The organism is Flavobacterium sp. F52 (assembly GCF_000278705.1).
Lineage (GTDB): Bacteria > Bacteroidota > Bacteroidia > Flavobacteriales > Flavobacteriaceae > Flavobacterium > Flavobacterium anhuiense.
Genome location: NZ_AKZQ01000031.1, coordinates 32,929 through 58,775 on the forward strand (window position 1 = coordinate 32,929; position 25,847 = coordinate 58,775).

Consider the following 25,847-nt stretch of genomic DNA (forward strand, 5'->3'; position numbering starts at 1 on the left):
ACTTTGAATTGGTCTAATAATCCAAGTCTTTTTTATGCCAGTTTCATCAAAAGTTTTTTCTTAATTTCGTCTCTACATCAGCAGCTTAAAACCAATGAAAAATAAAGTTAAATTTTTGAGAGAAGAACAGAATATGACTCAAAATGAACTTGCCGAAAAATCAGGTCTTTCATTGCGAACCATTCAACGAATCGAAGCGGGAAGCATTCTCAAAGGCTTTACCTTAAAAACCATTGCCGAAGCTCTGGAAACTAATCCCGAAAACCTCATTTTAAAAAATGAAAATATTCAGATAGAAAGAGCCAAACTCATTAATCTTTCTGTTTTATCAGGACTTATTATTCCGTTTGGGAGCATTATTTTTCCTTTAGTGTTAACTTACAAAACGCAAGATCCAAAAAATAAAGAATTAGGAAAACAAATTGTAAGCATTCAAATTATTTTAAGTCTTATCCTTTCGGTTTTAATGATTGCATGTCCGTTCATCCAAAATTCATTTCCTGTAAAATTTCCGCTTTTCATTATTCCTTTAATTGCAATTTTAAGCTTAAAACTCATTATCGTTATTCTAAACGGAATCAGTTTAAATGAAAAACAAGAGCTAGCTATAAAACTGAAAAACAATTTCTTATAACACAAGTCATGAAAATGACGTAAAACTGTCGTATTGTTTTTGCACAAAAATCGGAAACGAAATCCGAATCTTGCAGAAAAAACAGACCATGAAAGTATTTAAGAAAATTGCATTCGTATTTTTAGTTATTATAGTTTTATTCTTCTTAGGAGGATATTTTTATTTTCAAAAGAAATTCACTCCATCAGAAAACTATTTGAAGATTTCAGGAATTGCCGAAAATATTCCGATAAAATGGATTTCTAGCAACGAAAACTCCCATTCAGCTTTGCTTTTGCCTATAGAAATAAAAGGAATCAACCGAACATTCTATATGCAGTTTGACTCAGGTTCTCCTGTAACTGTTTTCTACAAAAAATCATTAGAATCGATTGTTGAAAAATTCCAAAATCAGGTTAAAATTGATAACGAAAACAATACCATTTCTACTGTTTTTAGAATCGGAAAAATGAATGTAACTTCAAATGATTTTGAAATTTTAGATTATGGCGAAAAAATCAGCTTCGATAATCCAGATGCCGAAAATATAATTGGTACAATAGGAACCGATTTATTAGAAAAGCGAATCACCATTTTAGATTTTAAAAACAATCAATGTTCGTTTAATGAAAAAATTAAAGAAGATTCTTTTACCGATTTTGAGTTTAAAAAACGTAAAATTCTTATTCCTTCAGTTATCGAAAATGAGAATCTAAAACTACTGTACGATACCGGAACAAGTGGTTATGAACTCATTACAACAAAAGAAATTTGGCAACAATACCGCAATAAAAACAGTGCGATAAAAACCGAAAAAGGAAATTCATGGGGAAACACTCTGAGCGTTTATTCCGCTTCCGCGAAAAAGAAAATACAATTTAAAAATACAACATTGAATTTATCTGAAGTGACTTACATTGAAGGCACGTCAAGCCTTCAAAAATTCTTAATGAAACGTTCTGGAATGCAAGGAATGATTGGCAACAAACTTTTCCTGAATCATAAAATGATTTTGGATTGCAGAAACGAAAAATTCAAATTGGAGTAAAAAGTAAATTCTATAATACTAAACTGTTTTATGAATTGATTTTGATGATATTTTTGACGTTTTCGATAAAAGTTTCGGTGTCTTTGATTTCTTGTTTAATCAACTGATGATGATCATCTAAAGTGTGCTGTTCCATCATGTCTTTTTTTAAATATTTAATCATCGATTCCAGGCTTCTAGTGTCATTTTGATTTTGTCTTTTTAATTCTCGCTGTTTACTTTCCAGATATTTTAAAGTCTCTTTTAACTTTTGTACGTCTAATTTTCCCAATCCTTCTTTTTTAACATTTATAAAAACAATAGCTGGAAATGTAATACTATTCAATATGCTCCAAAAACCAATACCATTTGAATTTGCCCCATTTCCAGCCATTTTTATTGATACTTACGTACAAATTGACTTTTTGGATTTAAGAAAACTCATAATTTCCCTTTGCGCTTTCACTTTAAAAAACAACTAATTGTTTTACAATATTTTACAGAAAAAAGATACAAAGTGAAGCTAAGGCATCTAGTAAAACATACAACTTTCAGACTCTCAAAACATTAGCTAAAATCATCTAAAATTGTGAATATCTATTTGAAGATTTAACTATTATTTCTGCTGTAAAATTTATCTTTGGCATCCTTAAAATTTTAAAAGAGATGAGCGCAGTTTGGTACGAATGCAAAGTAAAATATAGAAAAACAGATGAAACTGGAGGACAAAAAGTTTTAACCGAGCCTTATTTGGTCGATGCTTTGTCTTATACAGAAGCTGAAAAAAGAATGACTGAGGAAATGGCCACTTATACTAGTGAAGAATTTAAAATCACGGCTATTAAAGTGGCAAATTATGCCGAAATTCATCCTTTTGAAAATGCAGACAGATGGTTTAAATCTAAAATCACTTTAATCGCTTATGATGAAGAAAGCGGTAAAGAAAGAAAAACTAGCATGTATATACTGGTTCAGGCCAATGATGTTCGCGAAGCTTATGACAATACACTTCACATAATGAAAAATACAATGGGCGAATATTCTATTCCGGCTATTTCGGAAACTGCAATTATGGATGTTTTCCCTTATTTCAGCGGTGAAGAAGGCGAAACAGAAATGTTGGAAAGATTTAATGCCCTAAAAGCTTCTAAACCAGAAAAGCCAGAAGCAGAAATAATTGACCACAGGGAATTTGAGACTGTCGACGAATAAATCCATGAAAAATTGGAATAAAAAAAGCAAAATAGAATTCTATTTTGCTTTTTTTATTTTAAACTATTTTAATACAACATTTTTGCCAGTGGTGTTACTGCAGAAGCAGATTTTGGCAATAAAGCGGTAAGTGCATCAAATTGTGTTGGACTGATATTTTTTTTCATTTTAGATATAAAAGACTCTCTAGTAGTCGTCATTTTAGAAGTATAACCTGCCTTGTCGGTGGCCATTGTGGGCAAAATGTTCTTCTTTTTATTTAAAGTTTCATTTACCAAGGAATTTACAATCGGCTTTTGAGCATCGGTTAATTTTAATTTTGGAGATAAAACTCCCATAACCTGATTTGCAATACTAGCAACATCAAAAGCGGGCACAGCCGTTGTTGACGCCTTACTGGCCGCCTTTGTTGCGTCTCCTATACTTTGTGCATTTGCAAATGAAATTGTCCCCAAAAAGACAACTAAAATAAATAATTTCTTTTTCATGGTATTTTCTTTTAAAGTTATTTGCTTGATACTAAAGGTAATAAAAATGTAAATTCAATTGACATTCCAAAACCATAAATATCTAATAATCTGCATTTTACACAGTTCCAACAAGAAACATTCATACTATTCAAAAATCAAAATAAGTTCTATCTTAGCTACAGCATTATGTGTTGACTTGAAACCAATTACAACACAAAAGCCAAAACCTACCTAACCAAAATCTGCATGAACAAAAAAACATTTATTTTAATTGGGTTTATTATTTTAAAATTCATTCTACAATATGTTTTAATTAGTCCAGAATACGATTTGCAGCGTGATGAATATTTGCATCTCGATCAGGCAAATCATTTGGCTTGGGGCTATTTATCGGTTCCGCCTGTCACTTCTTGGTTTTCGTATCTTATTCTGCTGCTTGGAAATTCGGTTTTCTGGGTAAAGTTCTTCCCTGCCCTATTTGGCGCCTTGACGCTTTTGATAGTCTGGAAAACAATAGAACTTTTAAAAGGTAATCTTTATGCGCTAATTCTTGGTGCTTTATGTGTATTGTTTTCGTGTTTGCTTCGTTTAAATACTCTGTATCAGCCAAACTCTTTTGACGTTTTATGCTGGACTGCATTTTATTATGCTTTAATACAATACATTACTGCCGAAAATACAAAATGGCTCTTTATAGGAGGCGTCGTTTTCGCCTTTGGCTTCTTGAACAAGTACAATATTGTGTTTTTATTCCTCGGATTAGTTCCAGCCATTTTACTTTCACAACAGAGAAAAATACTCGCAAAAAAAGAGTTTTATTTTGCCTTGATTTTAGGTTTAATATTAATTCTGCCAAATCTTTATTGGCAGTACAGCAATCATTTTCCGATTGTGCACCACATGAAAGAATTGGCAGAAACCCAATTGGTGAATGTCGATAGAGCCAATTTCCTAAAAGAACAGATTCTCTTTTTTATTGGTGGCTTATTGGTGATTTTAGCTGGGCTTTATGCGGTTTTGTTGTATCAGCCTTTCAAAAAGTACCAATTATTTTTTGCATCGTTTGTTTTCACGCTTTTGATTTTTATTTATTTCAAAGCAAAAGCCTATTACGCAATTGGATTATATCCAATTTACATTGCTTTTGGAGCTGTATTTTTATCTCAAATCTTAAACAACGGATGGAAACGTTTTCTAAAACCTGTTTTTATCTTGATTCCGATATTGTTTTTTATTCCGATGTATGATATTGCCTTTCCAAATAAAAGTCCTGAATATATTGTAGCGCATTCAGAGAAATACAAAAAAATGGGAATGCTTCGTTGGGAAGATGGTAAAGACCATCATTTGCCTCAAGATTTTGCCGATATGCTGGGTTGGAAAGAATTGGCCAGAAAAACAGATTCGCTTTATGCATTATTACCCAACCAAAAAGAAACTATTGTGCTCTGCGACAATTACGGACAAGCTGGAGCGATTAATTATTATACTAAAAAAGGAATAAAAGCTGTTTCTTTCAACGCTGATTATCTCAATTGGTTTAACCTCAGCATTAGATACAAAAACTTGATTCGTGTTAAGGATTTTGAAGAAAACGATAAAGAAATGAAAGAAACAAGTCCGTATTTTGAATCTTCAGTTATTGGTGGTGAAGTTACAAATCAATATGCTAGAGGATACCGCGCTACAATTTTTGTTTTTACGAATGCTAAAATTGACATCAATAAAAGATTAGAGCAGGAAATCAACGAAGAAAAAAATAAGATCATAAATGATTAATTTCAGAGACATATCGTATTTAAAAAGGGGAAATTCAAAACAGCAAGCGGCATTTCATATTTTGACCAAACATCATATTTTGGAAAATCTTGCCGAATTTGATCCTATTTTAGTTGGCACGATTCCGATAAATATTGATGTCAAAAACAGTGATTTGGATATTGTCTGTTATTGGAAAAATAAATCTGATTTTATTGAGAGAATTAAATATCTATTTGAAAAGGAAAAACGCTTTTCGATTCGGGAAATCGTAATTGATAATCAAGAATCAATAGTAGCAAACTTCTTTATTGAGGCTTTTGAAATCGAAATCTTCGGGCAAAATATCCCTACAGAACTTCAAAATGGCTACAGACACATGCTTATTGAAGACCAAATTCTACGTTCTAGAGACGAAAACTTTAGATTAGAGATTATAAAACTGAAAGAAAGCGGCATAAAAACCGAACCTGCATTTGGCTTGCTACTAGGCTTAAACGGAAACGTTTACCAAGAATTATTGGATTATAAAGTCTAAGAAAAGCCATCTCTTTTAGAAATTATAGAAAATAAAGTACAAAAATTATTTGCATAACCGTATTTAGTGTGTATCTTTGCACCCGAAACATCGCGGGATAGAGCAGTAGGCAGCTCGTCGGGCTCATAACCCGAAGGTCACAGGTTCGAGTCCTGTTCCCGCTACTAAGAAAAAAAGCTTCAGATTTCTCTGAAGCTTTTTTTTATTTTTACAAACTTTTATATTCGCTACGTTCACAAGCGTGACGCTCGCAATAGCAACGAAAACATATCAGGTACTATTATTTCTCCAATTCTGTTTCGGTATGCATCACACATGCCCATTGGTTATTTTCTTTCACCCAAGTCGAAGTGCAGACACACTTTATAGGCGCTTTTTGACTTTGATCTGCTATCTCAAAATCGAGACGATATCCTATTACGGCAGTATTTTCGGCAATTAGCTTTTCTTTTACATCATAGATGTTCAGCACTTTTATTTTATTGGTCTGTCCAGAGTCAAACATATTTTTGAACTCAGTCTCGCTGATGCTCTGAACACCATTTTTTCCGGCAACTATGCAAGGAAAAAATGTCAAATTTCTTACCGTTTCATAATCATTAGTCTCAACTCCTTGCCAGTATTTTTTTTCCAATTCTATAATTTGTCCTTCCATATTATCTCGTTGTTAATTAGACATTTCATAAATTTCAGCTTAATATTGAAACAAATCCTTTCTTTTTAACCTAGATTAATTCAACTTTTTAATTTATAAATCAGGCTTTGAACCTTTTGAAATTATAAATCTCATCACTCCAGGAAACCATCTCTGCAACCAGACAGCCAGTTTACCATGACCTGTAAAAATGTAATTTCTCTTTCGTTTCAAAATAGCACTTATCATCACCTTCGCCGCTTTATCTGTCGGCCACATTAAATTTGACGGTCGTGGATCTGACTGTTCTGGATGCCAAATTCCGTCATTGTCAATTCTCGCAATTTCAGAAACCACAAATCCGGGATGCAACGTAGTGCAACTCACACCTGTTCCCATTAATTCAACCTGCAAAGTCAGACCAATAGAATTTACAGCAGCTTTTGAAGCGCCGTACACGCCCACATTAGGATTAGGAAGATAGGCAGCAACACTTCCAACCAAACCAATTCGTCCTTTGTTTTTCTTTAAATGTGGCAATGCATATTTTACCGTTAAGGCTAATCCTGTAACATTGCCTTGCAATTGCCTATTCCAATCTTTGGCTATTAGATTTTCGATACTTCCAGAAATGCCAAAACCAGCATTAGCTACAACCACATCCAAACGCCCCCAATCTTTGATAATTTGTTGGACTGCATTTTCAATAGAAGCTTCTTCCATTATGTCACAAGGAATTACCAATGCTTCTCCACCAGAATCTCTAATTGTGTCGGCAACTTTATCCAACAGCTCTTCACGTCTTGAAGAAAGAACTACTTTATATCCTAATCTTGCGCATTCAAAAGCCATTGATTTTCCAATGCCAGATGAAGCGCCAGTTATCCAAATTACTTCTTCTTGTGCTTTTGTCATTATTACAACTTCAAACCTCTAATTTATTCATTATAAACTAGATAACCAAAACTAAAAATTTATACTCGTATGTTTACGATCGGACTCTTCGCTAGCAAAGGAAATTGATATCTAAAAATAAAAATTGCTCAAAGTCAAATACATTTGCTTTTCAATTGAGCACTTCGAAGAGTCTAGGCAAGCTACTAAACCATTCTCCACTTTCAGTTCAGAGTTTTTTTTACTAACTTATAACTTTCAGGTTCAAACAATATGAAAAATGAGAAAGACTGAAATTCCAGAAAACACAATTACCCCTTCAATTAGAACATAAACCACGAGAAAAACCTATAAAAATATTCTTTCAAATACAAAAATCATCAATATTTCTAAAAATTATTTTTCTCTAACAAATACAATAATTCCTTCACATACACGCAAAACAACCATTTATTAATCAATAAAATACAAGTTCATTAACTAAGTTAACAAGCAAACATTGATGTTCAAAATAATTTTCCGTCAAAAAAAATCAAAAAGTTTTTTCAAAAATGCTTTGGATATCTCAAAAATAATCGCACTTTTGCACCCGCAATAGCAAAGCAGGTCCGTTCGTCTATCGGTTAGGACGCCAGGTTTTCATCCTGGTAAGGGGGGTTCGATTCCCCCACGGACTACTTACTAAGACAAAAGCTTCAGAGAAATCTGGAGCTTTTTTTGTTTATATTTACTCCGTTAAATGTTTTAAAAGAAGACAGTCAAAAAACTCAACCCAAATCTTAAAATGAAACACAAATTAATAGCCCTTTTATTTGTATTCGCCTTTGCAAATATGTCTGGCCAAGCGCCCGCCAGCAAAACTAACTACACAAACAGCAATTTGCCAGCAGAAGAAGCTGTTACCAGCAAATCTTTAAAACCGCTTAAAAAGATTTCTCTAGACGACACTTCCCTTTTAATCTACGATTATGACGGTTCACTTTTTTCATGGGACTTAGAAGTTGAAAGCATTGTCTGGACTGTAAAAGCTTCAGATGCTCATACTGAAATGTGCGCCAATAAAATAACCCTACAGGACGGAGTTGTGTATATTCCGTTTATTAATGGAGAAATTTATGCGGTCGATAATGGGACGGGAACTATTTTCTGGAAATCTAGAATAGGAAACATCACAGACAAGATTGTCCTAAAAGACCAAACTCCAATTATAGCTAACGGAAAACTTTTTATAACAGCTCAAAATCAAAATCAGAGCAGTAATCTATATGCTTTGGACTTAAAAGATGGAAGTTTGGCTTGGAACTACAAATTTGACACTCTAAACAGCGATATTGAGCCATTATTTTTCGACAATAAGATCTTTACCCAAAGCGGAACAAATGTGTACTGTTTTGAAGCTAATACTGGAAAATTGCTTTACCAAAAAAGCTTTGATGAAACCATGACCGGAAAACCTGTCACAGATGGCGAAAGTGTTTTTATTGCTGGCGATAAAAATTGGCTATACGCTTTAAAACCAAATAGCTTAGATGTTTTATGGCAATTTAAAATAGAAGAAAACCAAAACAATGTAAAAGAACGCATCGTTTGCCACGACAAAAAGCTATATTTTGCGGCACAAGGCCCAGAAGTTTCATCTATTTATGCTGTTGATTCTAAAACAGGAACGCAGCTTTGGAAAACAGATTTTAAAGGTGATAATGTCCAATACATCGTTAAAGAAGTTGATAATCTTTGGGGGTATACTCTTAACAAAAAACTTTTTGAATTGGATTTATCAAACGGAGAAATTGCTTTTGAAGAAAAACTAACCACTTTGCCTATTTCAAACATTGAATTTCCTGCCGATGACAACTTGCTTTACTATTATTGCGATGCCGGTTTAATTCAATTTGATTTAAAGGAAAAAGACGAAAACGTATATTATATGCGCACTTCTCTTACAGACAACCCATACAGTGCTTTTATCAAGATAATTAGATAATAGCTTCTCGCTTTTCAAAATAAAAAAAGACCATTTTTTCAAATGGTCTTTTTTATGCTCTTTTGAGAAAAATTTATGCTCTAAACAAAGCATATTTATTGTAGTTGTACAAAACTTTATCATAAGGAACATAAAGCGAAACTATTTTCTCTGATGATTCATTGAACGTAATTCCGTTATGTTTTCTAAACAAATAAATTTCTTTCAGACAATTAGAAAGACTCTGGTGAATTTCACTTGTAAAAGTTGGCAGTTTTTTGTCACCTACCAAAAGATCAATTTGGTAGTTTGAACTACTTTTTGATAAGTTGTTACCAATAATTCTAAGTGTAAAAGTTGTTGGTTTTCCGTATTGTTCTCCCTGATATTGCAATGTCATGATTTCTTCTTATTAAGTGATTAGTAATACCGCTGATTAATCGGTTTTTGGTTCTCTGGATACTTTTATTAAAATTATAAAATTTTGGACAAACTTAAAAAATTCAATTCTAAATTAAATGTTATTTTTTGTGATAAAGTAACCTCTAAAAACCATAAAACCGTAACAAGGTTACGGTTTTGGCAATTAACTAAATATATTTAATCAACTTGTTTAACGAGTGTAAAATTCATTCATAAGCATCGATTAATTTTTGGGTAAACTATTGTAATTTATTTTCTTGGTTTATTTCTAATAAAAACGGATTTCCGTTTTCGTCTATCATGGTCATATTTAAAGCATCTAATAATGCTGTCTTTTTTGAAACTTCGCCTGTAAATTTATTGTACGAAAGATTCAATTCTTGCAACTTGCTAAGCTTTTCAATTTCTTGCGGAATTGTGCCTGTAAAATCATTGTCAAATAAACTAAAATTTTGCAATACATTCCAATTAATAATTTCATTTGTCAAATTTCCTGACAATTTATTATTATTCAGCAGCAATACTTTTAGTCCTGAAATTTTATAAATCGAAACAGGCAGTTTTCCATTAATTTCGTTGTTAAAAACAGCTAAAATTTCCAACTGATTCAACTTTCCAATTTCTGACGGAAGCTCTCCTGAAATATTATTCATAAAAAGCTCTAAATCTTTCAATTTTACCAATTGGCAAATGGAAGACGGAATTACGCCAGATAATCTATTCTCACCAAGATTGAGCAATTCTAATTCCTTCAAATTAAAAATTGACGAAGACAAACTTCCTTCAATTTTATTCTTTTCCAGATTCAGCGATTCTAAATTTGTAAGATCGTAAAGAGCTTCAGGCAATTCTCCCTGCAGATTATTATCTGCCAGATTCAGCGCCACAACTTTTCCGTTTTCTGCTTTAACACCGTACCAGGTAGAAACAGACAGACTTAAGTCCCATTTGTTTTTCCATCGCAAACCATTTGTTGCCTGATACAATTTTATAAGCGCCTCTTTTTCTTTATCCGAAACGGTATCTGCCAAAACGTTTAGCGAAAAAGCAAATAACAAAGAAAGGGTTACTAAAATTTTCATAACAGATTTGGGGATTTGTTATTAGCGTAAAATTATGCAATTCAAAACTATAATACACTAAATATCGACAAACTGTTGAAAAAAATTTTATCCGTAAGACTTATATTACTTTTAATTATTTTCTAAAACCTGCATTTTTTTTGATTACATTTGACTAACTAATTCTAAAAACCTCATATCATGCAAATTAACTTCGTTGCTTTGTTTATAGCAGCCATCGTCACACTCGTAACCGGTTTTATCTGGTACAGCCCAAAAGTATTCGGAACTATCTGGATGAAGGAAAATAATTTTACTCAAGAAGAGCTAAGAAAAGGAAATATGCTTAAAATCTTCGGACTTACGTATATTTTCTCATTAATGATTACCATGACTTTAATGTCGCTTACCATCCATCAGTCTGGCGCAGTCGGAATGGTTGGCGGACCACCGTTGATTGATAGCGCAAAACCTTCATTTGCCGCTTTTATGGCAGATTACGGAATGGCATACAGAACTTTTAAACATGGTGCGCTTCACGGTTTTATGTCAGGGTTATTTTTTGCTTTTCCTTTAATTGGAATCAATGGTTTGTTTGAAAGAAAGTCTTGGAAATATATTTTTATCCACAGCGGCTATTGGATTCTTACCTTAACGCTTATGGGCGGAATCATCTGCGGATTTGCCTAACATCAATTATAAAAAACCCGTTTGAAAAATTCTCAAACGGGTTTTCTTAATAATAACTTAAAGCAGTTTAGTTATTACAAATATTATCTAATTTTGAAGAAATTAGCTCACTCTTTTGAATACAACATATTCTTTCCAGATTTACAAAAGCGCATCATTACTGCCTTTAGAATGGAACTCGCTCGCAGCAAATAATATTTTTTTGACACGAGAATATCTCGAAGTACTCGAAAATTCATGTCCAGTAAATATGACTTGTCATTTTATTGGTCTTTTTGAAGAGAAAAAACTAATCGGAATTGCATTAACACAGTTCTTATTTGCAGAAAAACTCGAATCTTTTGGAGAACGCGACAAATGCTTAAAAACTTCGGTGCGTAATTTTGCTTTAAAGAATTTTGCTTCTCACGTTTTATTCGTTGGCAATAATATGCTTACAGGACAAAATGCCTTTATTTTTGACAAAAGCATCAAGGAATCAAAAGCCATTAAAACACTTCACAAAGCAATTAATCAGCTTAAAAAAGATTTAAAAGAAAGCGGAAAAAAGGTGCACATCACCAGCATAAAAGATTTTACGGCAAAAGAAATTGAACCGCTTCAGACTGAATTCAAAAATAATTATACGTTTTCCACTCAACCTAATATGATTTTTGAAATCAGTAAAAACTGGAAGACAGAACAAGATTATATTGATGCTTTATCCAAAAAATATCGCGATCAATACAAACGAGCACGCAAAAAATCGGAAGGAATTGTAAAACAGCAAATGTCGCTTTCAGATATTAAACAATATGAAGATGTTATTTATGATCTTTATTTTCATGTTGCTAAAAATGCACCTTTCAACACTTTTTTTCTAGCTCGTGACCATTTTAGCTTTTTTAAAGAAATAATGGGCGATAACTTTCTTCTCTATGGCTATTTTTTAGAAGGAAAATTAATAGGCTTCAATACTTTGATCAAAAATGGCGAAGTAATGGATACTTATTTTTTGGGTTATGACGAAAGCATTCAGCGCGAAAAAATGCTGTATTTAAATATGCTTTACGACATGATTGGATATTCTATCAAAAAAGGTTTCCGTGAAATCGTCTTTGCCAGAACTGCTCTTGAAATTAAAAGTTCTGTTGGAGCAAAACCTGTTAAAATGTACGGTTTAATCACACACAGCAATTCTTTGATTAATCACAACATTTCAAGATTTTTCAATTATTTGGAACCCAAAACAGAATGGCAGGAACGCAATCCGTTTAAATAAATCTACGGAACTGCAATTTTCATCTGCTTGTGCAAAATATCAATTTCTAACGAAGTCTGCGCTCCGCAATATTCTCCATCAATTTGAAAATTAACAGGATAATCCGTTTTTATAGTTGCTTTATTGGTTGAAATAATTACAATGTCATCAGAGTCAATCGGCATATTTCCGGTAATTATTTTTCCAATTAAAAGCAGATCAAGACTTTTTAAAATCACCAGTTCAAACTTTCCATCATTCATCGCGCCATTCGGATTAATGATAACTCCTGTTCCGTATTTTTGAGAATTGGCAATTACAATCATTCGCGCTACATGCTCAACGGTTTTATTATTTGCTGAAATTGTTGCCACAAATGGCTCTTCAGATTCTTTAAGCGTAGTAAAAGCTTGGAGCGCGTAACCCCAAAATCCGCGAACATCACTTTGCTCATAATTTTTAACCAGATTGGCATTCAAGCCAAGATCACTCAGATGAATACTTTTTTTTCCGTTGATGCAAATCATATCCATTTCGATATAATGGTGCAAAAAGGCTATTTTAAGGTTTTCCTCTATTCCTGCAGGAAGATTCAAGTCCACCGAAAGTCCGTTTGCAGAACCTGCTGGTAAAATTCCGATTATCACATCATGCTCTTCCACAGCTTCGGCGACCATTTTTATCGTTCCGTCGCCTCCAGCAACAATAATTCGTTCTGGAACAGATTCATCATATAAAGATTGTATTGTTCTTAAATCATTTTTTCCAGTTGTTTCATACACTTCCAAATCAAAATAATTAGTTGCCGCAAACTCTTCAACAGCATCAATCAAATCAGATTTATCCAAATCTCCAGAAATCGGATTTACAACAAACAGAATATTCTTTTTCAAAATTTTAGCTTTAAAATCAATTAAATTAAGTAAATTACAGTTACATAAATATACGTAATTAATGAAACCAATTCTACAATTATATCGCGGTTATGCAAATGAACAAGAGCTAATTGTAATGGGACACGTTTTAAAAAGAGAAAACAAATACAATTTTGAGAAAAGGAAATTAAAAAATGCCACTTCTATTCTCCGATTGTTCCGAATAAAAACCATTAAAAATTTTGATGTTTATCTTCATTACAATAACGAAGTAATTCATACCAAAACATTAGATGATGGTTATTTTAATTTCTGCATTCCGTTAGAAAAAGAAACTCATTTTGGATGGATGTCTTACGAAGTCAGCTTAAAATACAAAAACGAAATTATATCTTGCAAAGGCAGTTTTATACGACCTCATAAAGGAAAACTAGGGATTATATCGGATATTGATGATACATTCTTGATTTCGCACACCAATAATTTCTTTCGAAAACTTTACATTCTATTGTTCAAAAATGTAAATGACCGAAAAGTTTTCAAAGATGTCGTACCGCATTATCAAGCTTTAAGTTCTGCGGGAAGAGACAATGTGGAAGAAGTAAATGCCTTTTTTTACATTTCTAGCAGTGAATGGAATTTATACCGATTTATTGCCAAATTTACACGAATTAACAAATTGCCCAAAGCGGTTTTTCTTCTAAAAGACATCAAAAGAGGAATCACCGATTTCTTCATGAGCGGAAGAGGAAATCACGATCATAAATTTGAAAAAATCAAACATGTTGTAGAATTTTATCCAACCTTAAAATATGTTTTAATGGGCGATGATTCTCAGCACGATCCTATTTTATACGAACGCATTTGCAAAATATTTCCAGTTACTGTGATTGCCGTTTACATAAGACAGACGGGAAAATCTCAAAAAAATGAGGTAAAAAAAATCTTGAAGAATTTAGAAAACCTGAATGTGTCAGTTTGCTATTTTAAAGAAAGCAGTAAAGCCATTGAACATTCTAGATCGATTGGAATTATTAAATAGTTTGTTCCATGTTTCATGTTTTAAGCTGAACTGAATAAATATTTAACCGCAAAGCACGCTAAGTTCTTTGATCTTTGAGGTTTTTAAAAACGCAAAGTTCGCAAAGCTATTATTAATAAAGCTTTGCGAACTTTGTACATTATAAAGTGGAATCTATAAAAAACTTAGCGTGCTTTGCGGTAAAAATTACTCGTCAAGATAAAAACTTGAAACAAAAAAACTAAGCATTAAAACTATCAATCTCTTCCGAAACCACTTCCCAGTCAATTAATAATTGCTCTAAATCTTGTTTCTTTTTATTGTATGCTGTAAAAAACGATGCATCTTCGATATGTTTATCGTAATTGGTTTCCAACATTTTATCGTCGTGCTGGATTTGTTTTTCTAACTGCTGAATCTGGCTTTCAATTTTACTTAATTTGTTCTGAAGTGCTTTTCCTTTCTTCTGATCTTCGTAAGACAATTTACTCGCTTCTTTTTCTTTTGGAGCTGCTGTTGGTTTTACAACATCTTTTTTCTCCACTTCACGCATATTTTCCAAATTGCGTTGCTCTAAGAAAAAGTTGATATCTCCTAAATATTCTTTAATCTTTTGATCTTTAAATTCGTAAACGATGTTCGACATTCCTTGAAGGAAATCCCTGTCGTGTGAAACCAATAATAAAGTTCCGCCGAATTTTTGAAGCGCTGCTTTTAAAACGTTTTTAGATTTAATATCCAAGTGGTTCGTAGGCTCATCCATCAGCAAAACGTTAATTGGCTGCAACAACAATTTACAAAGAGCCAAACGGTTACGTTCTCCTCCAGAAAGCACTTTTACTTTTTTCTCAACATCATCTCCACGGAATAAAAATGAACCTAACATATCACGAACTTTCATTCGGTTTGTGTCGGTCGCAGCATCTTCCATGGTTTGAAGCAAGGTGATTTCTCCGTCTAAATATTCAGCCTGATTTTGAGCAAAATATCCTAACTGCACATTGTGTCCTAATTTGATATTTCCTTCGTATTCAAATTCGTTTACTAATGCTTTTATAAAAGTAGATTTCCCCTGTCCGTTTTGTCCAACAAAGGCAATTTTACTTCCTCTTTCAACCAATAAGCTAATATCTTTTAGAATCGTTTTGTCTCCGTAAGCTTTTGTTACATGTTCTGCCTCAATAACTACTTTTCCTGGCTCTTTAGAAACTGGAAAAGAGATATTCATTACCGAATTATCATCTTCGTCAACTTCGATTCTTTCTACTTTATCTAGTTTTTTAATCAGCGATTGCGCCATTGAAGCTTTTGAAGCTTTTGCACGGAATTTCTCGATTAATTTTTCAGTTTCTTCAATCTTCTTCTGCTGATTTTTTTGCGTCGCCAATTGCTTTTCGCGAATCTCATGACGAAGCTCTAAATACTGAGAATATGGTTTATTGAAATCGTATGCTTTTCCTAACGAAATTTCGATTGTTCTATTCGTCACATTATCCAAAAACATTTTATCGTGCGATACAATTACCACAACTCCAGGATAATTTCGAAGGAAATTCTCCAACCAAATAATACTCTCAATATCTAAGTGGTTGGTTGGCTCATCCAGAAGCAATACATCATTAGACTGCAATAAAAGTTTTGCCAATTCGATACGCATTCTCCATCCTCCAGAAAAAGTCTCGGTTTGGTTATTAAAAACTTCTCTTTTAAAACCTAGACCTAAAAGAATTTTTTCTGTATCTCCGACATAATTATATCCACCAAGAAGATCAAAACGGTGCGTATAGTCAGATAGATCTTCTATAATCTTAGCATACTCTTCGCTTTCATAATCGGTTCTAGTCACCAACTGGTGATTGATTTCTTCTAGTTTTTTCTCAACAACTTTAATTTCTGTAAAAGCTTCATACGCTTCTTCCAAAACGGTTCTTCCTTGTTCAAAATCAATATCCTGACGCAAGAAACCCATTTTAATATCTTTCTCCTGAGAAATTACTCCTGAGTCAGGTTTAAAATCGCCTGCTAGCATTTTTAGCATTGTAGATTTACCTGCTCCGTTTTTACCAACAAGACCTACGCGGTCGCCGGCCCCCAAACGAAAAGTAACTTCTTCAAATAAATAGGTTCCTCCAAAAGAAACAGAAAGATTGTGTATATTAAGCATAATATATTGCTGTAAATGTAAAGGCTAGAAAACCTTTTTATTCATTAAATAAATAGATTGCAAACAAGCGAATTATCCTGTTACAATTTTGAAAGTGCAAAAGTATAACTTTTAATTGAAGTTTATACTGAAAAACAATAGCTTTTAGAAAATTCAAAAACTAAAAGTCTTGTTTAATTCTAGACTTTTCTTCTTTAAATAGTTCGAAAATCATTGAATTGAAAATATATTTTTAAATGAATTTTAGAAAAAAGAAACATCTAATAGTAAACATTATACTCAAATCAAACCAAAATAAGATGTAAGTTTTTATCCTAATTAAATAGCTTAAAGCCTTAAAATACCTTATATTTGCTTTAAATAATTACTCCAAATTCACACTTGTATCCAAATACAATCGAGGTGAATTAAAGACTATAAAAATTTACTTAAAATGTTCAAAAGAGGCTCCAAACTAAACAGCATAATAACAGGAAGTTGTCCAAAATGCCAAAAAGAAAGCATGTATGAAGACAAAAATCCGCTTCATTTAAGTAAAATTCTCAAAATGAATGACCATTGCAGCCACTGCGGATTCAAATACCAAATTGAACCTTCATTTTTTTATGGCGCGATGTATGTCAGTTATGCTTTAAACGTAGCCGTAGGTGTTGCTGCTTTTATAGTTTCTTTTGTATTTTTTAATACCACAATAGAGCAATCATTTTTGGCAATCATTATAACGCTAGTTATATTATTTCCGTTCGTTTTGCGTCTCTCAAGAAACTTATACATCAATATGTTTGTTTCTTACGATCCTAAGGCTGGCCAAAAGTAAGACCTTTCAAATATCTTTTATGAAATCGCTTAATGTCTGCTTCTCTATCTAGCGGAACATTATTTTCTATATGATCGTATAACGCTTTTGCCATTGCAGGACCAAGCATTACACCACGTGTTCCTAATCCGTTAAGAATGTGCAGAGACTTATGTTCTTCATGAGTTCCAAGCAAAGGCCTTCGGTCCGCAACTGTTGGGCGGACTCCAGCAAAGTGCTTTACTATTTCAAAATCGCAGTTAATGATTTCTCTTATACGCTCCAAAAGCTCTTGTTTACCTTCTTCTGTAGGCTCAGCAGTTTTATCATGCCAATTGTAAGTTGCTCCTACTTTGAACAGATTGTCGCCTAGAGGCAAGATAAAAATGCTTGTATTTACAATTATATCAAGATTTAAATCTGGCGCTTTTATAATAAACAATTCACCCTTTGTTCCATCTAATGGGAGATAGTTAAAAAATGGATTTTTATGCATTCCGAAACCTTCAGCAAAAATAATATGACGAGCCTGAATATTTTTATATTGAATTCCTGAGTCTACAAATTCTATAGCACTAAAATCAAAAGATTCTTCTCTTAATAAATCATTCTGAAGTAAATATTTTTGGTAATTATCTAACAACAAAGCTGTGTCAACATATCCTGTATGCAAAACTTCTCCATAATCGTATGGAGAATCAATGCTACTATATTTTTTTGAAATTAATTTAGTAGACAAAAAAGGAGCTAAATTGATTTTATCTGAAGCTGCAAACCAATTGTTTTGTTCTTCAATTGAAAAGAACTTTCTTAAAACTGGCATTTTAAAATTGAACTTCTCTTTTAGTTTTTCTTCAACTTTATCATAAAACTCGTTCATCAATACAAGCTGTTCTTTTGCATTCCAAACTTCGCTAAAGCGCTTTAAGATTACAGGATTATACAAACCGCCAGCAACTCTAGAAGAATTCTGAGATTTGTCATCTAAAAGTAAAATTGATTTGTTATTCTTAAGGGCGACTTCGGCAAAAGAAATTCCGGCCAACCCAGATCCGACAATTAAATAATCAAGCATTGTGAAGTTATATGATAAAATAAAAAAACTCTTACTACAAAGGTAGCGAGAGTTTTTCTTATAACGAGTTTATAAACTTAGTAATTCCACATATCTTCTTCAAAATTACGAATCTTCTCTTTTACTCTTTCCGATTCTAGCAATTGGCTTTGCGCATTGTCTTTAATGTAATCTTTGATTTCGCGATCGCCATACACATTTTCTTCCTTATATATTACAGAATTGAAACGTCTGGAATTCAGAATCTGATCAAAAGAAATTGGCATCGCCGAATTTTTATCATTAAAAGCTTTTCCTTCATGCAATACCTCGCGCGCATTAGGAAAAAAAACCCAAAATAGTTCGATATAATCTTTTTCATCACTATTCATGGTATAAACATCAGGTGTAACTGGACAAATTCCAAGTAGACGATATTTTAAATCACTTTGCCTTTTGTCAAAATACCAAAAACCTTTAATCTTATATTGGCTCACATCGGCAGCCGTAAGATCTTGTTTCAAAATATATTCAGCAGGAACTGTTCTTGTTGGCCCAACAGTTTGATCAACATACGTTACCTTTTTATTCTTCCCCGTCCCTGTAACCACTTTTTTCTTTACAACACGAGTTCTATAATCATCAGGGTATTGATTAATAAGCTCACGGCCTGCATCTGTTGTATCAACGCGAGATAACGCACCTTGAATGTCTTTTAATGTCTTTTTTGTATTAAAATAACTATCTGTATAAACTTCTGTTATTCTGCCACTTCTGATCCCTTTCGTTAAAATATCATAAAGCGACCTTCTATCAGGCCCAATATTAGCAGTATCTACAGGAAAATATAATGGAAAATTGATTTTTTCATTCAAATCAATTATTTCCCAAACCATCTTTCCCATCAAAACATCTCTGTCATCAACATAACCATACGCTAAAGGTTTATCGTTATCCGATATCATTTGAGCAGGCGTCTTAATTCCGATTTGGTCGGCTGTTTTGGCATTAAGTAAATTAGACTGAGCATTAGAAGATAAGCTTCCGAGAACAGCAACAATAGCAACTAATAAATTTCTTACTTTCATCATGATAATTTTTACAGAACATTAAACGAAATTTTATTACAAATATTGTTATTTTTCTTACATAATCAAAAAGAAATCAAATATAAATCTACATCATATCGTTTTTAACTTTTTGACATAAAAAAAACTCTTACTACAAATGTAGTAAGAGTTTTTTAATTATTGTACTATGTATCAACTTAGTAGTTCCACATATCTTGTTCGAAATTGCGAATTTTCTCTTTCACTCTTTCAGATTCCAACAACTGATTTTGAGCGTTGTCTTTCATGTAATCACTAATTGCTCTGTCTCCGTAAAGGTTTTCCTCTTTGTATACAACAGCATTAAAGCGTCTTGAATTTAAAATCTGATCAAATGAGATTGGAAGAGCTGAATTGTTGTCATTGAAAGCTTTTGCTTCATGCAGCGCTTCTCTGGCATTTGGGAAGAATACCCAAAACAATTCTATATAATCCTTTTCATCACTATTCATTGTATAAACGTCTGGAGTTACTGGGCAAATTCCTAGTAAACGATATTTCAATTCACTTTGACGTTTATCAAAATACCAGTATCCTTTAATTTTATACTGACTAACATCAGCGGCAGTAAGATCTTGTTTCAAGATGTATTCAGCAGGAACCGTTCTTGTTGGCCCAACTGTTTCTTCAACGTAAGAAACCGATTTGTTTTTACCTTTACCAGAAACTACTTTTTTCTTCACAACGCGTGATTTGTAGTCATCAGGGTATTGGTTAATTAACTCTCTACCTGCATCAGTTGTATCAATACGAGATAAAGATCCTTCGATGTCCTTCATAGATTTTTTAGTGTTAAAATAACTGTCAGTATAAACCTCAGTAATTTTTCCACCTTTAATAGCTTTAGTTAAAACGTCATAAAGAGAACGTCTGTTAGGACCAATATTAGCTGTATCTACTGGAAAATATAATGGAAAGTTGATTTTTTCATTCAAATCAATGATTTCCCATGTTGTTTTCCCCATCAAGATATCTCTATCATCTACATAACCATAAGCCAAAGGCTTATCATTGTCAGATATCAATTGAGCAGGAGTTTTAAGTCCAATCTGAGCAGGAGTCTTTGCGTTTAGCAAATTAGATTGCGCATTAGAAGCAAAACCTCCAGCGATAGAAACAATAGCTATTAAAAAATTTCTTACTTTCATCGTGGTATCGTTATAAGATATTGAATGTAGTTTACACTACTTTATTATTGTATTTCGTAAATTACAGGAGCAGTTCTTGGCAATAAATAACTACCAGCTCCAACAAGTTTAGTTTTAATTTCAGAAATAGTAACTTGGTCTCCTTTACCTGCTCTTGAAAGTACTTGTTTACATTGTGCATTCATTTTGTTTCCTGTAACAACAACTGTAGGCTGTCCAGCAATTTTCATATTGAATCCAACAACGTCTAAACCAACTTCAAAATCAAAATCAAGAAGTTTAGCTCCAATAGTAGCAATCTCTAAGTTAGATTTAGGACCTTTAACAACTCCCATCTCACCTCTAATTGTTCCTGTTGGACCAGGAATACCTTTAATTCTGAATGTTTTCTTATCAGTTACTTTGTCACCGTTTGGCAAAGTACCAGTTACAGAAATTGTAGTTTCAGTACCTTGACCTGGGCTCATGTTATATTTTCCTGGTTTTCCAGCAGAAGATAAACCTGGAGCACTTGCAACAATTTTGTTAGCATCAACACCAGCGAAAGATACAGAGATTGGGTTAACAACACCTCTATATACTACGTTCATTTTGTCTGCAGAAATTGTAGCTGCGTTTGGTCTTGGAACAACAACATATTTACCAGAGAATTTTAATGGAATATTTTTTCCATCCTCTAAGAAAGTAAATTGTCCATTAATGTCTTGTTCTCCAACTCCACCTGCAGTTAAAGAGATAACAGCTTGTCCGTTAACAATTTGTCCAGGACCTTGGAAAGAAGTTGGTTTAGTGTTTTCGTCATAACGACCTAAAACAACTTTACCTGTAACTTTTTCTCCTTGAAAATAAGCATTTTTATCTAAAACAACGATTGCTTGGTAGTTGCTGTAAGAAGCAGCAGCAACTGCAGCTTTACCTAAAGCACTGTTGTAAACGTCAGTTTCTACTTTTTTAACGTCATTTTGCCAAGCTGAAAGTTTTGCAGCTGTAGCAATTGCAGGGAATCCTTTAAAGTGGTACGCTAGGTATTTCTCTTTAATTCCCTCTTTGTTTTTAACATCAGAAACATCAAATTTCTTTTCAACCTCAGCGATAATTGCTGCGTATTTTTTGTCTGTTCCTAAAGCAGCTTTAATATCAGCTTTATATTTTTCGATTTTAGAAATAATTTCGTTACCTTTTTTAGTGTAACCGTCTCCTGTAAACCAGTCGTCGATATTATCTCCTCTATCCATAGACTCATAAGGCATTTTTCCTGTTTCCTTATCAACTTCGAAACCTTTAACTGCCTGAGCTTTTAGAGTAGCTATATAATCATAAAAATCTTTTGTAATTGTTTCAACTTTGTGAGCTGTAACTGCAGCAATAGCAAATTCTCCTTTTGCCTCAGCAGCTTTTTGATCTAAAGAGCTTAATAAACTAGCATTTGACTCTGTAGAACTAGTGTTTGCACCTTCGAATTTTTCATTCATCAAACCAAAAGCAGAAATAACTTCTTTTGATACGTTCATTGCTAACATTGCGATGAAAACCAGGTACATCAGGTTAATCATCTTCTGTCTAGGGGTTAATTTTCCTCCTGCCATTTTTCTTTAATTAGTTCTTATTAATAAATTTAATATTTAGTTAAAAACTAATTATCCTTTGTTACTCATTGCAGAAAGCATACCACCGTAAACGCTGTTTAAAGAAGCGATGTTTGCAGTCATAGAAGCCATTTGCTCTTTTAATTTAGAAGCATTTTCAGCGATTTCTTTGTTAGCTTCAGCGTTTCTAGAAGCACTTTCTAATTGTACTTTATATAAACTGTTTAATGATTCCATTTGAGCAGCAGCAACAGATAATTCTTCTGAATATTTCTTTTGTCCCGCGATTGAATCTACAGTTGGAGCAATTCCTTTAGCAGCAGATTCGAAGTTTTTGATGCTGTTTCCTAAACTTGACATTAATTCACCGTCAATTTTAGCTTCTTTTAATAATGTGTCTAATTTTTGAGATAATAATCCTTGAGCGTCAGTTGGAGTTTCAGCTTTAGCTTTTTTCTCTCTAGCTTGTCCGTTAGCTAATTCTGGGTAAACTAGAGTCCAATCTAGTTCTTCTTCAACTGGTTCGAAAGCAGAAAGCGCAAAAATTAACGCCTCAGTCACCAATCCTACTGAAAGCATAACTGTACCTGTTAATGGTCCAATTTCAAAGTGAGTAATTTTGAATAAAGCTCCAACGATTACCACTGCCGCTCCCATACCATAAGCGAAATTCATTGCTTTTTTACTTAATAATGCCATAATACTTTTTTTTTAGGTTTAAAATAGATTTGTTGGATATTGAATTAATTTAAATTTACTTTTTTCTGTTTCCTGTAACTTGAGTACCCATGTAATCTTGTACAGTTCTGAATCCGATGTAGCTTCTTGCTGAATCAGCATATTCGTGGTCACGAGTACTTACCTGTAGGAAATAAGCAACGTCTTTCCAAGAACCTCCACGAACCACTTTTCTTTGGTTTTTACCGTCTATAACGTTTGGATTCATTGTTGATACATATTCGTAAGCGTTTGGATTGTATGCAGAGTCTGTCCACTCAGAAACGTTTCCTGCCATGTTGTATAATCCGTAACCGTTTACATCGTATGATTTAGCTTCAACTGTATAAAGCGCTTCGTCAGCAGCATAATCTCCTCTACTTGGTTTGAAGTTTGCTAAGAAACAACCTCTATCACTCTTAGTATAAGGACCTCCCCATGGGTAAGTTGCAGACTCCAGACCTCCTCTAGCTGCATACTCCCATTCTGCTTCAGTAGGTAATCTGAAAGCATTTACTAAGTCACGTCCTTTTTTCTTAGATTTAATGTAGCTGTTTTTGTTTAAAGTTCTCCAAGCACAGAATGCTTTAGCTTGTTTCCAAGTTACACCCACTACTGGATAATCTCCATAAGCCTTGTGCCAGAAGTAATCATTATGCATTGGCTCATTATATGAATAAGCGAAATCTTTAATCCAAACTGCAGTATCAGGGTAAACATTTACCTGCTCAGTTTTTACGAAGTCACTTCTTTTTCCAACTTTTGCTTTTGCAGCAGCTTGAATATCCATCCAAGAATAACGGAATTTCAATTTATTTACGTCAATTGTTCTTAAACCATTGTATGATTCTTCAATTGGCAAATACATAGAATCCATTACTTCAGCGTAATACTCATCTGGATATGCTTTTGTATCTTTAATTAACTTAACTTTTCTGTTTAATTTTCTTCCAGCATATGGATCATCTTTTGTACCAACACTATAATAGTTGTCGTACATGTATTTGTCATAAGCTGTCATTTTTTCTGGATCAGAATCATTAAAAGCGTAGTCAGCAATGCTTCCGCCTTTTTTACCTTTTCCATCAGTAGCTTTTTGCCCGGTTTCGTCAGCTAAAATTGCTAAACGAACTCTCATTGTAGAGTCTTTTACCCACTCCACAAATTGACGATACTCACTATTTGTAATCTCAGTTTCATCCATGTAAAACGAACGAACGGTTACAGTTTTAGTTGGAGCATCTTCTACGTTAGCTAAATCAGCATCTGATTTACCCATAATAAAAGATCCACCCGGAACTAATGTCATTCCATAAGGCTTCTCGGGATGCCATTTCCCTCCTGTAACACCAACTAATTCACCTTTGTCACCAGACTTACCACAGCCGATTACTAGTGTTAACATTGCTGCAAATGCAATAAACTTCTTCATATAAATTTGGGATTATCTATTCATTATTAAAAGTCCGTAAACGTATTTATTATTTATCTAAAAAACAATACTACTTGCGAATTTATTTTACCGTTCAAAAATAATGTTAAATAAAATAAAAAAAAAATATTTTATCGATAAACTGCTTTAAAAAATCGATGTAAAACGTTAATTTTTATGTATTATACATATTTTCTTACTAATTAATTTTAACTTTTTTTTACAAGTTTTAAAAATTTAAGATTTCACTTAAATTTTTGATCTATAAAGCATTTTTTCTTTGCGCTTTCCACCATCTTTCTGGCAATTCTTGATTGCAAGCCGACAAATATTCCTCGTAAGAACAAGGTAATAACGTATTTCTTTTCAATTTATTGCTGCCATTTGATTCATATGGAATTTCGATCCACCAACGGTCTGTTTTATCACTTTTATAGAATATTAATTCTTCATCATCCAACGGAACAATATACTTTAAATAGTTTGCTCTGCTTCCAAATGGATATTCTTTTGATCGATAGTGATAGCCTTCAATAAAATACCATACAATCTGAGCAATAATAACCGATTCAGCAAGTGTACTATTGTGATTAAATACTCCAAAAGCAGAAACTTTATCACTAATTCCTGCATATCTAGACAAAGCACAAATTTCTTTTCCGTTAAATCCGTTTGGCTCAAAAGTCACCATATTTCCTGAGGCAGAAGACTTTACAGAATTTAAATCTATACTTACTAGGTCTGCATCTCTGAAAACCGGCTCAGCCAATGTAATTTTATTTGAAATCTCTCCTAAACGATAAGCATCAAAAAACAGCTTCTCGATCAGATCGATTTCTTCCTGCGAATTATAATAGGTTTGATATCCTATATTACAGTAATTGAAAAGATTATTTGGCTCATCAATAATAATTTTTGTAAGATACGAATTAGCCGAAACTGACTCATTTTCTTTACCAAAATCAAATTTATTATCAACTGCAACCAAATTTACCATCTGCTCTAAGTCATCGTAAGCGCGATATAAAGCATAGGTCAAATCCTGAGAACCTCCTAGAACTATAGGAATGACTTTATTCTTGATTAATGTAGAAGTAACTTTCTTTAATGCAAAATAAGTATCCTCTACAGAATCGCCCGCAAGTATATCTCCCAAGTCTGCAATTGACGCATCCCAATTTCCTGGAAACATACTATAAAACTTTTTACGTACAGCAGAAAGATTAACTTCATTAATCATATTGATGTTTGTACGGTCTTCCAACACACCAATTATAGCAATACTAATCTGCGCAATATCAGGAAACTGATCTTGGGTATGAAAAACAACTTTACTTCCAAGCTCTTGTGAAGACAGTCCTCCGACGAATCTTATAATTCCATCATTAACTGGTTCTAGAAAATCAAATTCCATTTATATAC

The 25,847-nt window shown here is 33.1% G+C and carries 25 protein-coding genes and 2 tRNA genes; 12 read left to right on the top strand and 15 right to left on the bottom strand.

Annotated features, from left to right (window positions below; all coding sequences use genetic code 11):
• Positions 1-94 precede the first annotated feature (94 nt).
• Together FF52_RS15795 and FF52_RS15800 are read left to right on the top strand one after the other, a co-directional pair.
• Positions 95-634, top strand: coding sequence for a helix-turn-helix domain-containing protein (locus FF52_RS15795; RefSeq protein WP_008467049.1), 540 nt, complete (start codon positions 95-97; stop codon positions 632-634).
• 88 nt (positions 635-722) lie between these two features.
• Positions 723-1,661, top strand: a complete 939-nt coding sequence (locus FF52_RS15800; RefSeq protein WP_008467051.1) for a hypothetical protein — start codon at positions 723-725, stop codon at positions 1,659-1,661.
• Between the two features lie 28 nt (positions 1,662-1,689).
• On the opposite strand, the gene FF52_RS15805 is transcribed toward FF52_RS15800, so the two are convergent.
• Positions 1,690-2,034, bottom strand: coding sequence for a hypothetical protein (locus FF52_RS15805; protein WP_008467052.1), 345 nt, complete (start codon positions 2,032-2,034; stop codon positions 1,690-1,692).
• A 272-nt stretch (positions 2,035-2,306) separates the two neighbouring features.
• On the opposite strand from FF52_RS15805, the gene FF52_RS15810 reads away from it, so the two are divergent.
• The gene (locus FF52_RS15810; RefSeq protein ID WP_008467054.1) at positions 2,307-2,852 is read left to right on the top strand and encodes a DUF4494 domain-containing protein; all 546 of its coding nucleotides are present in this window, start codon (positions 2,307-2,309) and stop codon (positions 2,850-2,852) included.
• 68 nt (positions 2,853-2,920) lie between these two features.
• Here FF52_RS15810 and FF52_RS15815 read toward each other — a convergent pair whose 3' ends face one another.
• The gene (locus tag FF52_RS15815; RefSeq protein ID WP_008467056.1) at positions 2,921-3,340 is read right to left on the bottom strand and encodes a hypothetical protein; all 420 of its coding nucleotides are present in this window, start codon (positions 3,338-3,340) and stop codon (positions 2,921-2,923) included.
• 228 nt (positions 3,341-3,568) lie between these two features.
• Here FF52_RS15815 and FF52_RS15820 point away from each other — a divergent pair, with 228 nt between their 5' ends.
• The 3 genes from FF52_RS15820 (at position 3,569) to FF52_RS15830 (ending at position 5,782) form a co-directional block, all read left to right on the top strand.
• Positions 3,569-5,101, top strand: coding sequence for a glycosyltransferase family 39 protein (locus tag FF52_RS15820; protein ID WP_008467057.1), 1,533 nt, complete (start codon positions 3,569-3,571; stop codon positions 5,099-5,101).
• Positions 5,094-5,618 (top strand): DUF4269 domain-containing protein, encoded by a 525-nt coding sequence (locus FF52_RS15825; protein WP_008467059.1) that lies wholly within the window; start codon positions 5,094-5,096, stop codon positions 5,616-5,618. Before FF52_RS15820 ends, FF52_RS15825 begins: the two co-directional genes overlap by 8 nt.
• A gap of 91 nt (positions 5,619-5,709) precedes the next feature.
• Positions 5,710-5,782 (top strand) — tRNA-Met (locus FF52_RS15830).
• 116 nt (positions 5,783-5,898) lie between these two features.
• On the opposite strand, the gene FF52_RS15835 is transcribed toward FF52_RS15830, so the two are convergent.
• Together FF52_RS15835 and FF52_RS15840 are read right to left on the bottom strand one after the other, a co-directional pair.
• Positions 5,899-6,273 carry a nuclear transport factor 2 family protein gene (locus tag FF52_RS15835; protein ID WP_008467061.1) on the bottom strand — a complete coding sequence of 125 codons (375 nt, stop codon included), beginning with the start codon at positions 6,271-6,273 and terminating at the stop codon, positions 5,899-5,901.
• A gap of 93 nt (positions 6,274-6,366) precedes the next feature.
• A complete protein-coding gene (locus FF52_RS15840) occupies positions 6,367-7,167 on the bottom strand; it encodes an SDR family NAD(P)-dependent oxidoreductase (RefSeq protein WP_008467063.1) in 801 nt (266 codons plus the stop codon).
• A 584-nt stretch (positions 7,168-7,751) separates the two neighbouring features.
• Here FF52_RS15840 and FF52_RS15845 point away from each other — a divergent pair.
• Both FF52_RS15845 and FF52_RS15850 read left to right on the top strand, forming a co-directional pair.
• Positions 7,752-7,823, top strand: a tRNA-Glu gene (locus tag FF52_RS15845).
• A gap of 107 nt (positions 7,824-7,930) precedes the next feature.
• Entirely contained in the window at positions 7,931-9,130 is a 1,200-nt protein-coding gene (locus FF52_RS15850; RefSeq protein WP_008467064.1) for a PQQ-binding-like beta-propeller repeat protein, read from the top strand.
• Between the two features lie 73 nt (positions 9,131-9,203).
• On the opposite strand, the gene FF52_RS15855 is transcribed toward FF52_RS15850, so the two are convergent.
• Both FF52_RS15855 and FF52_RS15860 read right to left on the bottom strand, forming a co-directional pair.
• Complete coding sequence (locus tag FF52_RS15855) at positions 9,204-9,509, bottom strand: hypothetical protein (RefSeq protein WP_008467067.1); 306 nt, start codon at positions 9,507-9,509, stop codon at positions 9,204-9,206.
• A 262-nt stretch (positions 9,510-9,771) separates the two neighbouring features.
• Positions 9,772-10,614, bottom strand: a complete 843-nt coding sequence (locus FF52_RS15860) for a hypothetical protein (RefSeq protein ID WP_008467069.1) — start codon at positions 10,612-10,614, stop codon at positions 9,772-9,774.
• 180 nt (positions 10,615-10,794) lie between these two features.
• Between FF52_RS15860 and FF52_RS15865 the strand changes: the two genes are divergently transcribed.
• Together FF52_RS15865 and FF52_RS15870 are read left to right on the top strand one after the other, a co-directional pair.
• Positions 10,795-11,283, top strand: coding sequence for a DUF1761 domain-containing protein (locus FF52_RS15865; RefSeq protein WP_008467071.1), 489 nt, complete (start codon positions 10,795-10,797; stop codon positions 11,281-11,283).
• A 115-nt stretch (positions 11,284-11,398) separates the two neighbouring features.
• Complete coding sequence (locus FF52_RS15870) at positions 11,399-12,544, top strand: GNAT family N-acetyltransferase (protein ID WP_035691732.1); 1,146 nt, start codon at positions 11,399-11,401, stop codon at positions 12,542-12,544.
• Positions 12,545-12,546: 2 nt separating this feature from the next.
• Here FF52_RS15870 and FF52_RS15875 read toward each other — a convergent pair whose 3' ends face one another.
• A complete protein-coding gene (locus FF52_RS15875; protein ID WP_008467076.1) occupies positions 12,547-13,416 on the bottom strand; it encodes a diacylglycerol/lipid kinase family protein in 870 nt (289 codons plus the stop codon).
• A gap of 61 nt (positions 13,417-13,477) precedes the next feature.
• Between FF52_RS15875 and FF52_RS15880 the strand changes: the two genes are divergently transcribed.
• Positions 13,478-14,440: an App1 family protein gene (locus FF52_RS15880; protein ID WP_008467079.1), complete on the top strand. Its 963-nt coding sequence runs from the start codon at positions 13,478-13,480 to the stop codon at positions 14,438-14,440.
• Positions 14,441-14,660: 220 nt separating this feature from the next.
• Here FF52_RS15880 and FF52_RS15885 read toward each other — a convergent pair whose 3' ends face one another.
• Complete coding sequence (locus tag FF52_RS15885; protein WP_008467080.1) at positions 14,661-16,583, bottom strand: ABC-F family ATP-binding cassette domain-containing protein; 1,923 nt, start codon at positions 16,581-16,583, stop codon at positions 14,661-14,663.
• Between the two features lie 433 nt (positions 16,584-17,016).
• Between FF52_RS15885 and FF52_RS15890 the strand changes: the two genes are divergently transcribed.
• The gene (locus FF52_RS15890; protein WP_008467082.1) at positions 17,017-17,400 is read left to right on the top strand and encodes a DUF983 domain-containing protein; all 384 of its coding nucleotides are present in this window, start codon (positions 17,017-17,019) and stop codon (positions 17,398-17,400) included.
• Here FF52_RS15890 and FF52_RS15895 read toward each other — a convergent pair.
• The 7 genes from FF52_RS15895 to FF52_RS15925 all read right to left on the bottom strand — a co-directional run bounded on the left by FF52_RS15895 (position 17,381) and on the right by FF52_RS15925 (position 25,839).
• Positions 17,381-18,454, bottom strand: coding sequence for an NAD(P)/FAD-dependent oxidoreductase (locus FF52_RS15895; protein ID WP_008467084.1), 1,074 nt, complete (start codon positions 18,452-18,454; stop codon positions 17,381-17,383). The two genes, FF52_RS15890 and FF52_RS15895, sit on opposite strands and share 20 nt — an antisense overlap.
• 77 nt (positions 18,455-18,531) lie before the next feature.
• A complete protein-coding gene (gene gldN / locus FF52_RS15900) occupies positions 18,532-19,521 on the bottom strand; it encodes a gliding motility protein GldN (protein ID WP_008467086.1) in 990 nt (329 codons plus the stop codon).
• A 179-nt stretch (positions 19,522-19,700) separates the two neighbouring features.
• Positions 19,701-20,690: a gliding motility protein GldN gene (gldN, locus tag FF52_RS15905; RefSeq protein WP_008467088.1), complete on the bottom strand. Its 990-nt coding sequence runs from the start codon at positions 20,688-20,690 to the stop codon at positions 19,701-19,703.
• 44 nt (positions 20,691-20,734) lie between these two features.
• Positions 20,735-22,276, bottom strand: coding sequence for a gliding motility protein GldM (gldM, locus tag FF52_RS15910; protein ID WP_008467090.1), 1,542 nt, complete (start codon positions 22,274-22,276; stop codon positions 20,735-20,737).
• Between the two features lie 51 nt (positions 22,277-22,327).
• Positions 22,328-22,975, bottom strand: coding sequence for a gliding motility protein GldL (gene gldL, locus FF52_RS15915; protein ID WP_008467092.1), 648 nt, complete (start codon positions 22,973-22,975; stop codon positions 22,328-22,330).
• A 55-nt stretch (positions 22,976-23,030) separates the two neighbouring features.
• A complete protein-coding gene (gldK, locus tag FF52_RS15920; protein ID WP_008467094.1) occupies positions 23,031-24,425 on the bottom strand; it encodes a gliding motility lipoprotein GldK in 1,395 nt (464 codons plus the stop codon).
• A 262-nt stretch (positions 24,426-24,687) separates the two neighbouring features.
• Positions 24,688-25,839, bottom strand: coding sequence for a formimidoylglutamase (locus FF52_RS15925; protein WP_008467095.1), 1,152 nt, complete (start codon positions 25,837-25,839; stop codon positions 24,688-24,690).
• Between the last annotated feature and the right edge of the window lie 8 nt (positions 25,840-25,847).

Coding starts and splice junctions, on each gene's coding strand:
- FF52_RS15795 (WP_008467049.1), top strand. CDS start 95: ATGAAAAATAAAGTTAAATTTTTGAGAGAAGAACAGAATATGACTCAA.
- FF52_RS15800 (WP_008467051.1), top strand. CDS start 723: ATGAAAGTATTTAAGAAAATTGCATTCGTATTTTTAGTTATTATAGTT.
- FF52_RS15805 (WP_008467052.1), bottom strand. CDS start 2,034: ATGGCTGGAAATGGGGCAAATTCAAATGGTATTGGTTTTTGGAGCATA.
- FF52_RS15810 (WP_008467054.1), top strand. CDS start 2,307: ATGAGCGCAGTTTGGTACGAATGCAAAGTAAAATATAGAAAAACAGAT.
- FF52_RS15815 (WP_008467056.1), bottom strand. CDS start 3,340: ATGAAAAAGAAATTATTTATTTTAGTTGTCTTTTTGGGGACAATTTCA.
- FF52_RS15820 (WP_008467057.1), top strand. CDS start 3,569: ATGAACAAAAAAACATTTATTTTAATTGGGTTTATTATTTTAAAATTC.
- FF52_RS15825 (WP_008467059.1), top strand. CDS start 5,094: ATGATTAATTTCAGAGACATATCGTATTTAAAAAGGGGAAATTCAAAA.
- FF52_RS15835 (WP_008467061.1), bottom strand. CDS start 6,273: ATGGAAGGACAAATTATAGAATTGGAAAAAAAATACTGGCAAGGAGTT.
- FF52_RS15840 (WP_008467063.1), bottom strand. CDS start 7,167: ATGACAAAAGCACAAGAAGAAGTAATTTGGATAACTGGCGCTTCATCT.
- FF52_RS15850 (WP_008467064.1), top strand. CDS start 7,931: ATGAAACACAAATTAATAGCCCTTTTATTTGTATTCGCCTTTGCAAAT.
- FF52_RS15855 (WP_008467067.1), bottom strand. CDS start 9,509: ATGACATTGCAATATCAGGGAGAACAATACGGAAAACCAACAACTTTT.
- FF52_RS15860 (WP_008467069.1), bottom strand. CDS start 10,614: ATGAAAATTTTAGTAACCCTTTCTTTGTTATTTGCTTTTTCGCTAAAC.
- FF52_RS15865 (WP_008467071.1), top strand. CDS start 10,795: ATGCAAATTAACTTCGTTGCTTTGTTTATAGCAGCCATCGTCACACTC.
- FF52_RS15880 (WP_008467079.1), top strand. CDS start 13,478: ATGAAACCAATTCTACAATTATATCGCGGTTATGCAAATGAACAAGAG.
- FF52_RS15885 (WP_008467080.1), bottom strand. CDS start 16,583: ATGCTTAATATACACAATCTTTCTGTTTCTTTTGGAGGAACCTATTTA.
- FF52_RS15890 (WP_008467082.1), top strand. CDS start 17,017: ATGTTCAAAAGAGGCTCCAAACTAAACAGCATAATAACAGGAAGTTGT.
- FF52_RS15895 (WP_008467084.1), bottom strand. CDS start 18,454: ATGCTTGATTATTTAATTGTCGGATCTGGGTTGGCCGGAATTTCTTTT.
- gldN (WP_008467086.1), bottom strand. CDS start 19,521: ATGAAAGTAAGAAATTTATTAGTTGCTATTGTTGCTGTTCTCGGAAGC.
- gldN (WP_008467088.1), bottom strand. CDS start 20,690: ATGAAAGTAAGAAATTTTTTAATAGCTATTGTTTCTATCGCTGGAGGT.
- gldM (WP_008467090.1), bottom strand. CDS start 22,276: ATGGCAGGAGGAAAATTAACCCCTAGACAGAAGATGATTAACCTGATG.
- gldL (WP_008467092.1), bottom strand. CDS start 22,975: ATGGCATTATTAAGTAAAAAAGCAATGAATTTCGCTTATGGTATGGGA.
- gldK (WP_008467094.1), bottom strand. CDS start 24,425: ATGAAGAAGTTTATTGCATTTGCAGCAATGTTAACACTAGTAATCGGC.
- FF52_RS15925 (WP_008467095.1), bottom strand. CDS start 25,839: ATGGAATTTGATTTTCTAGAACCAGTTAATGATGGAATTATAAGATTC.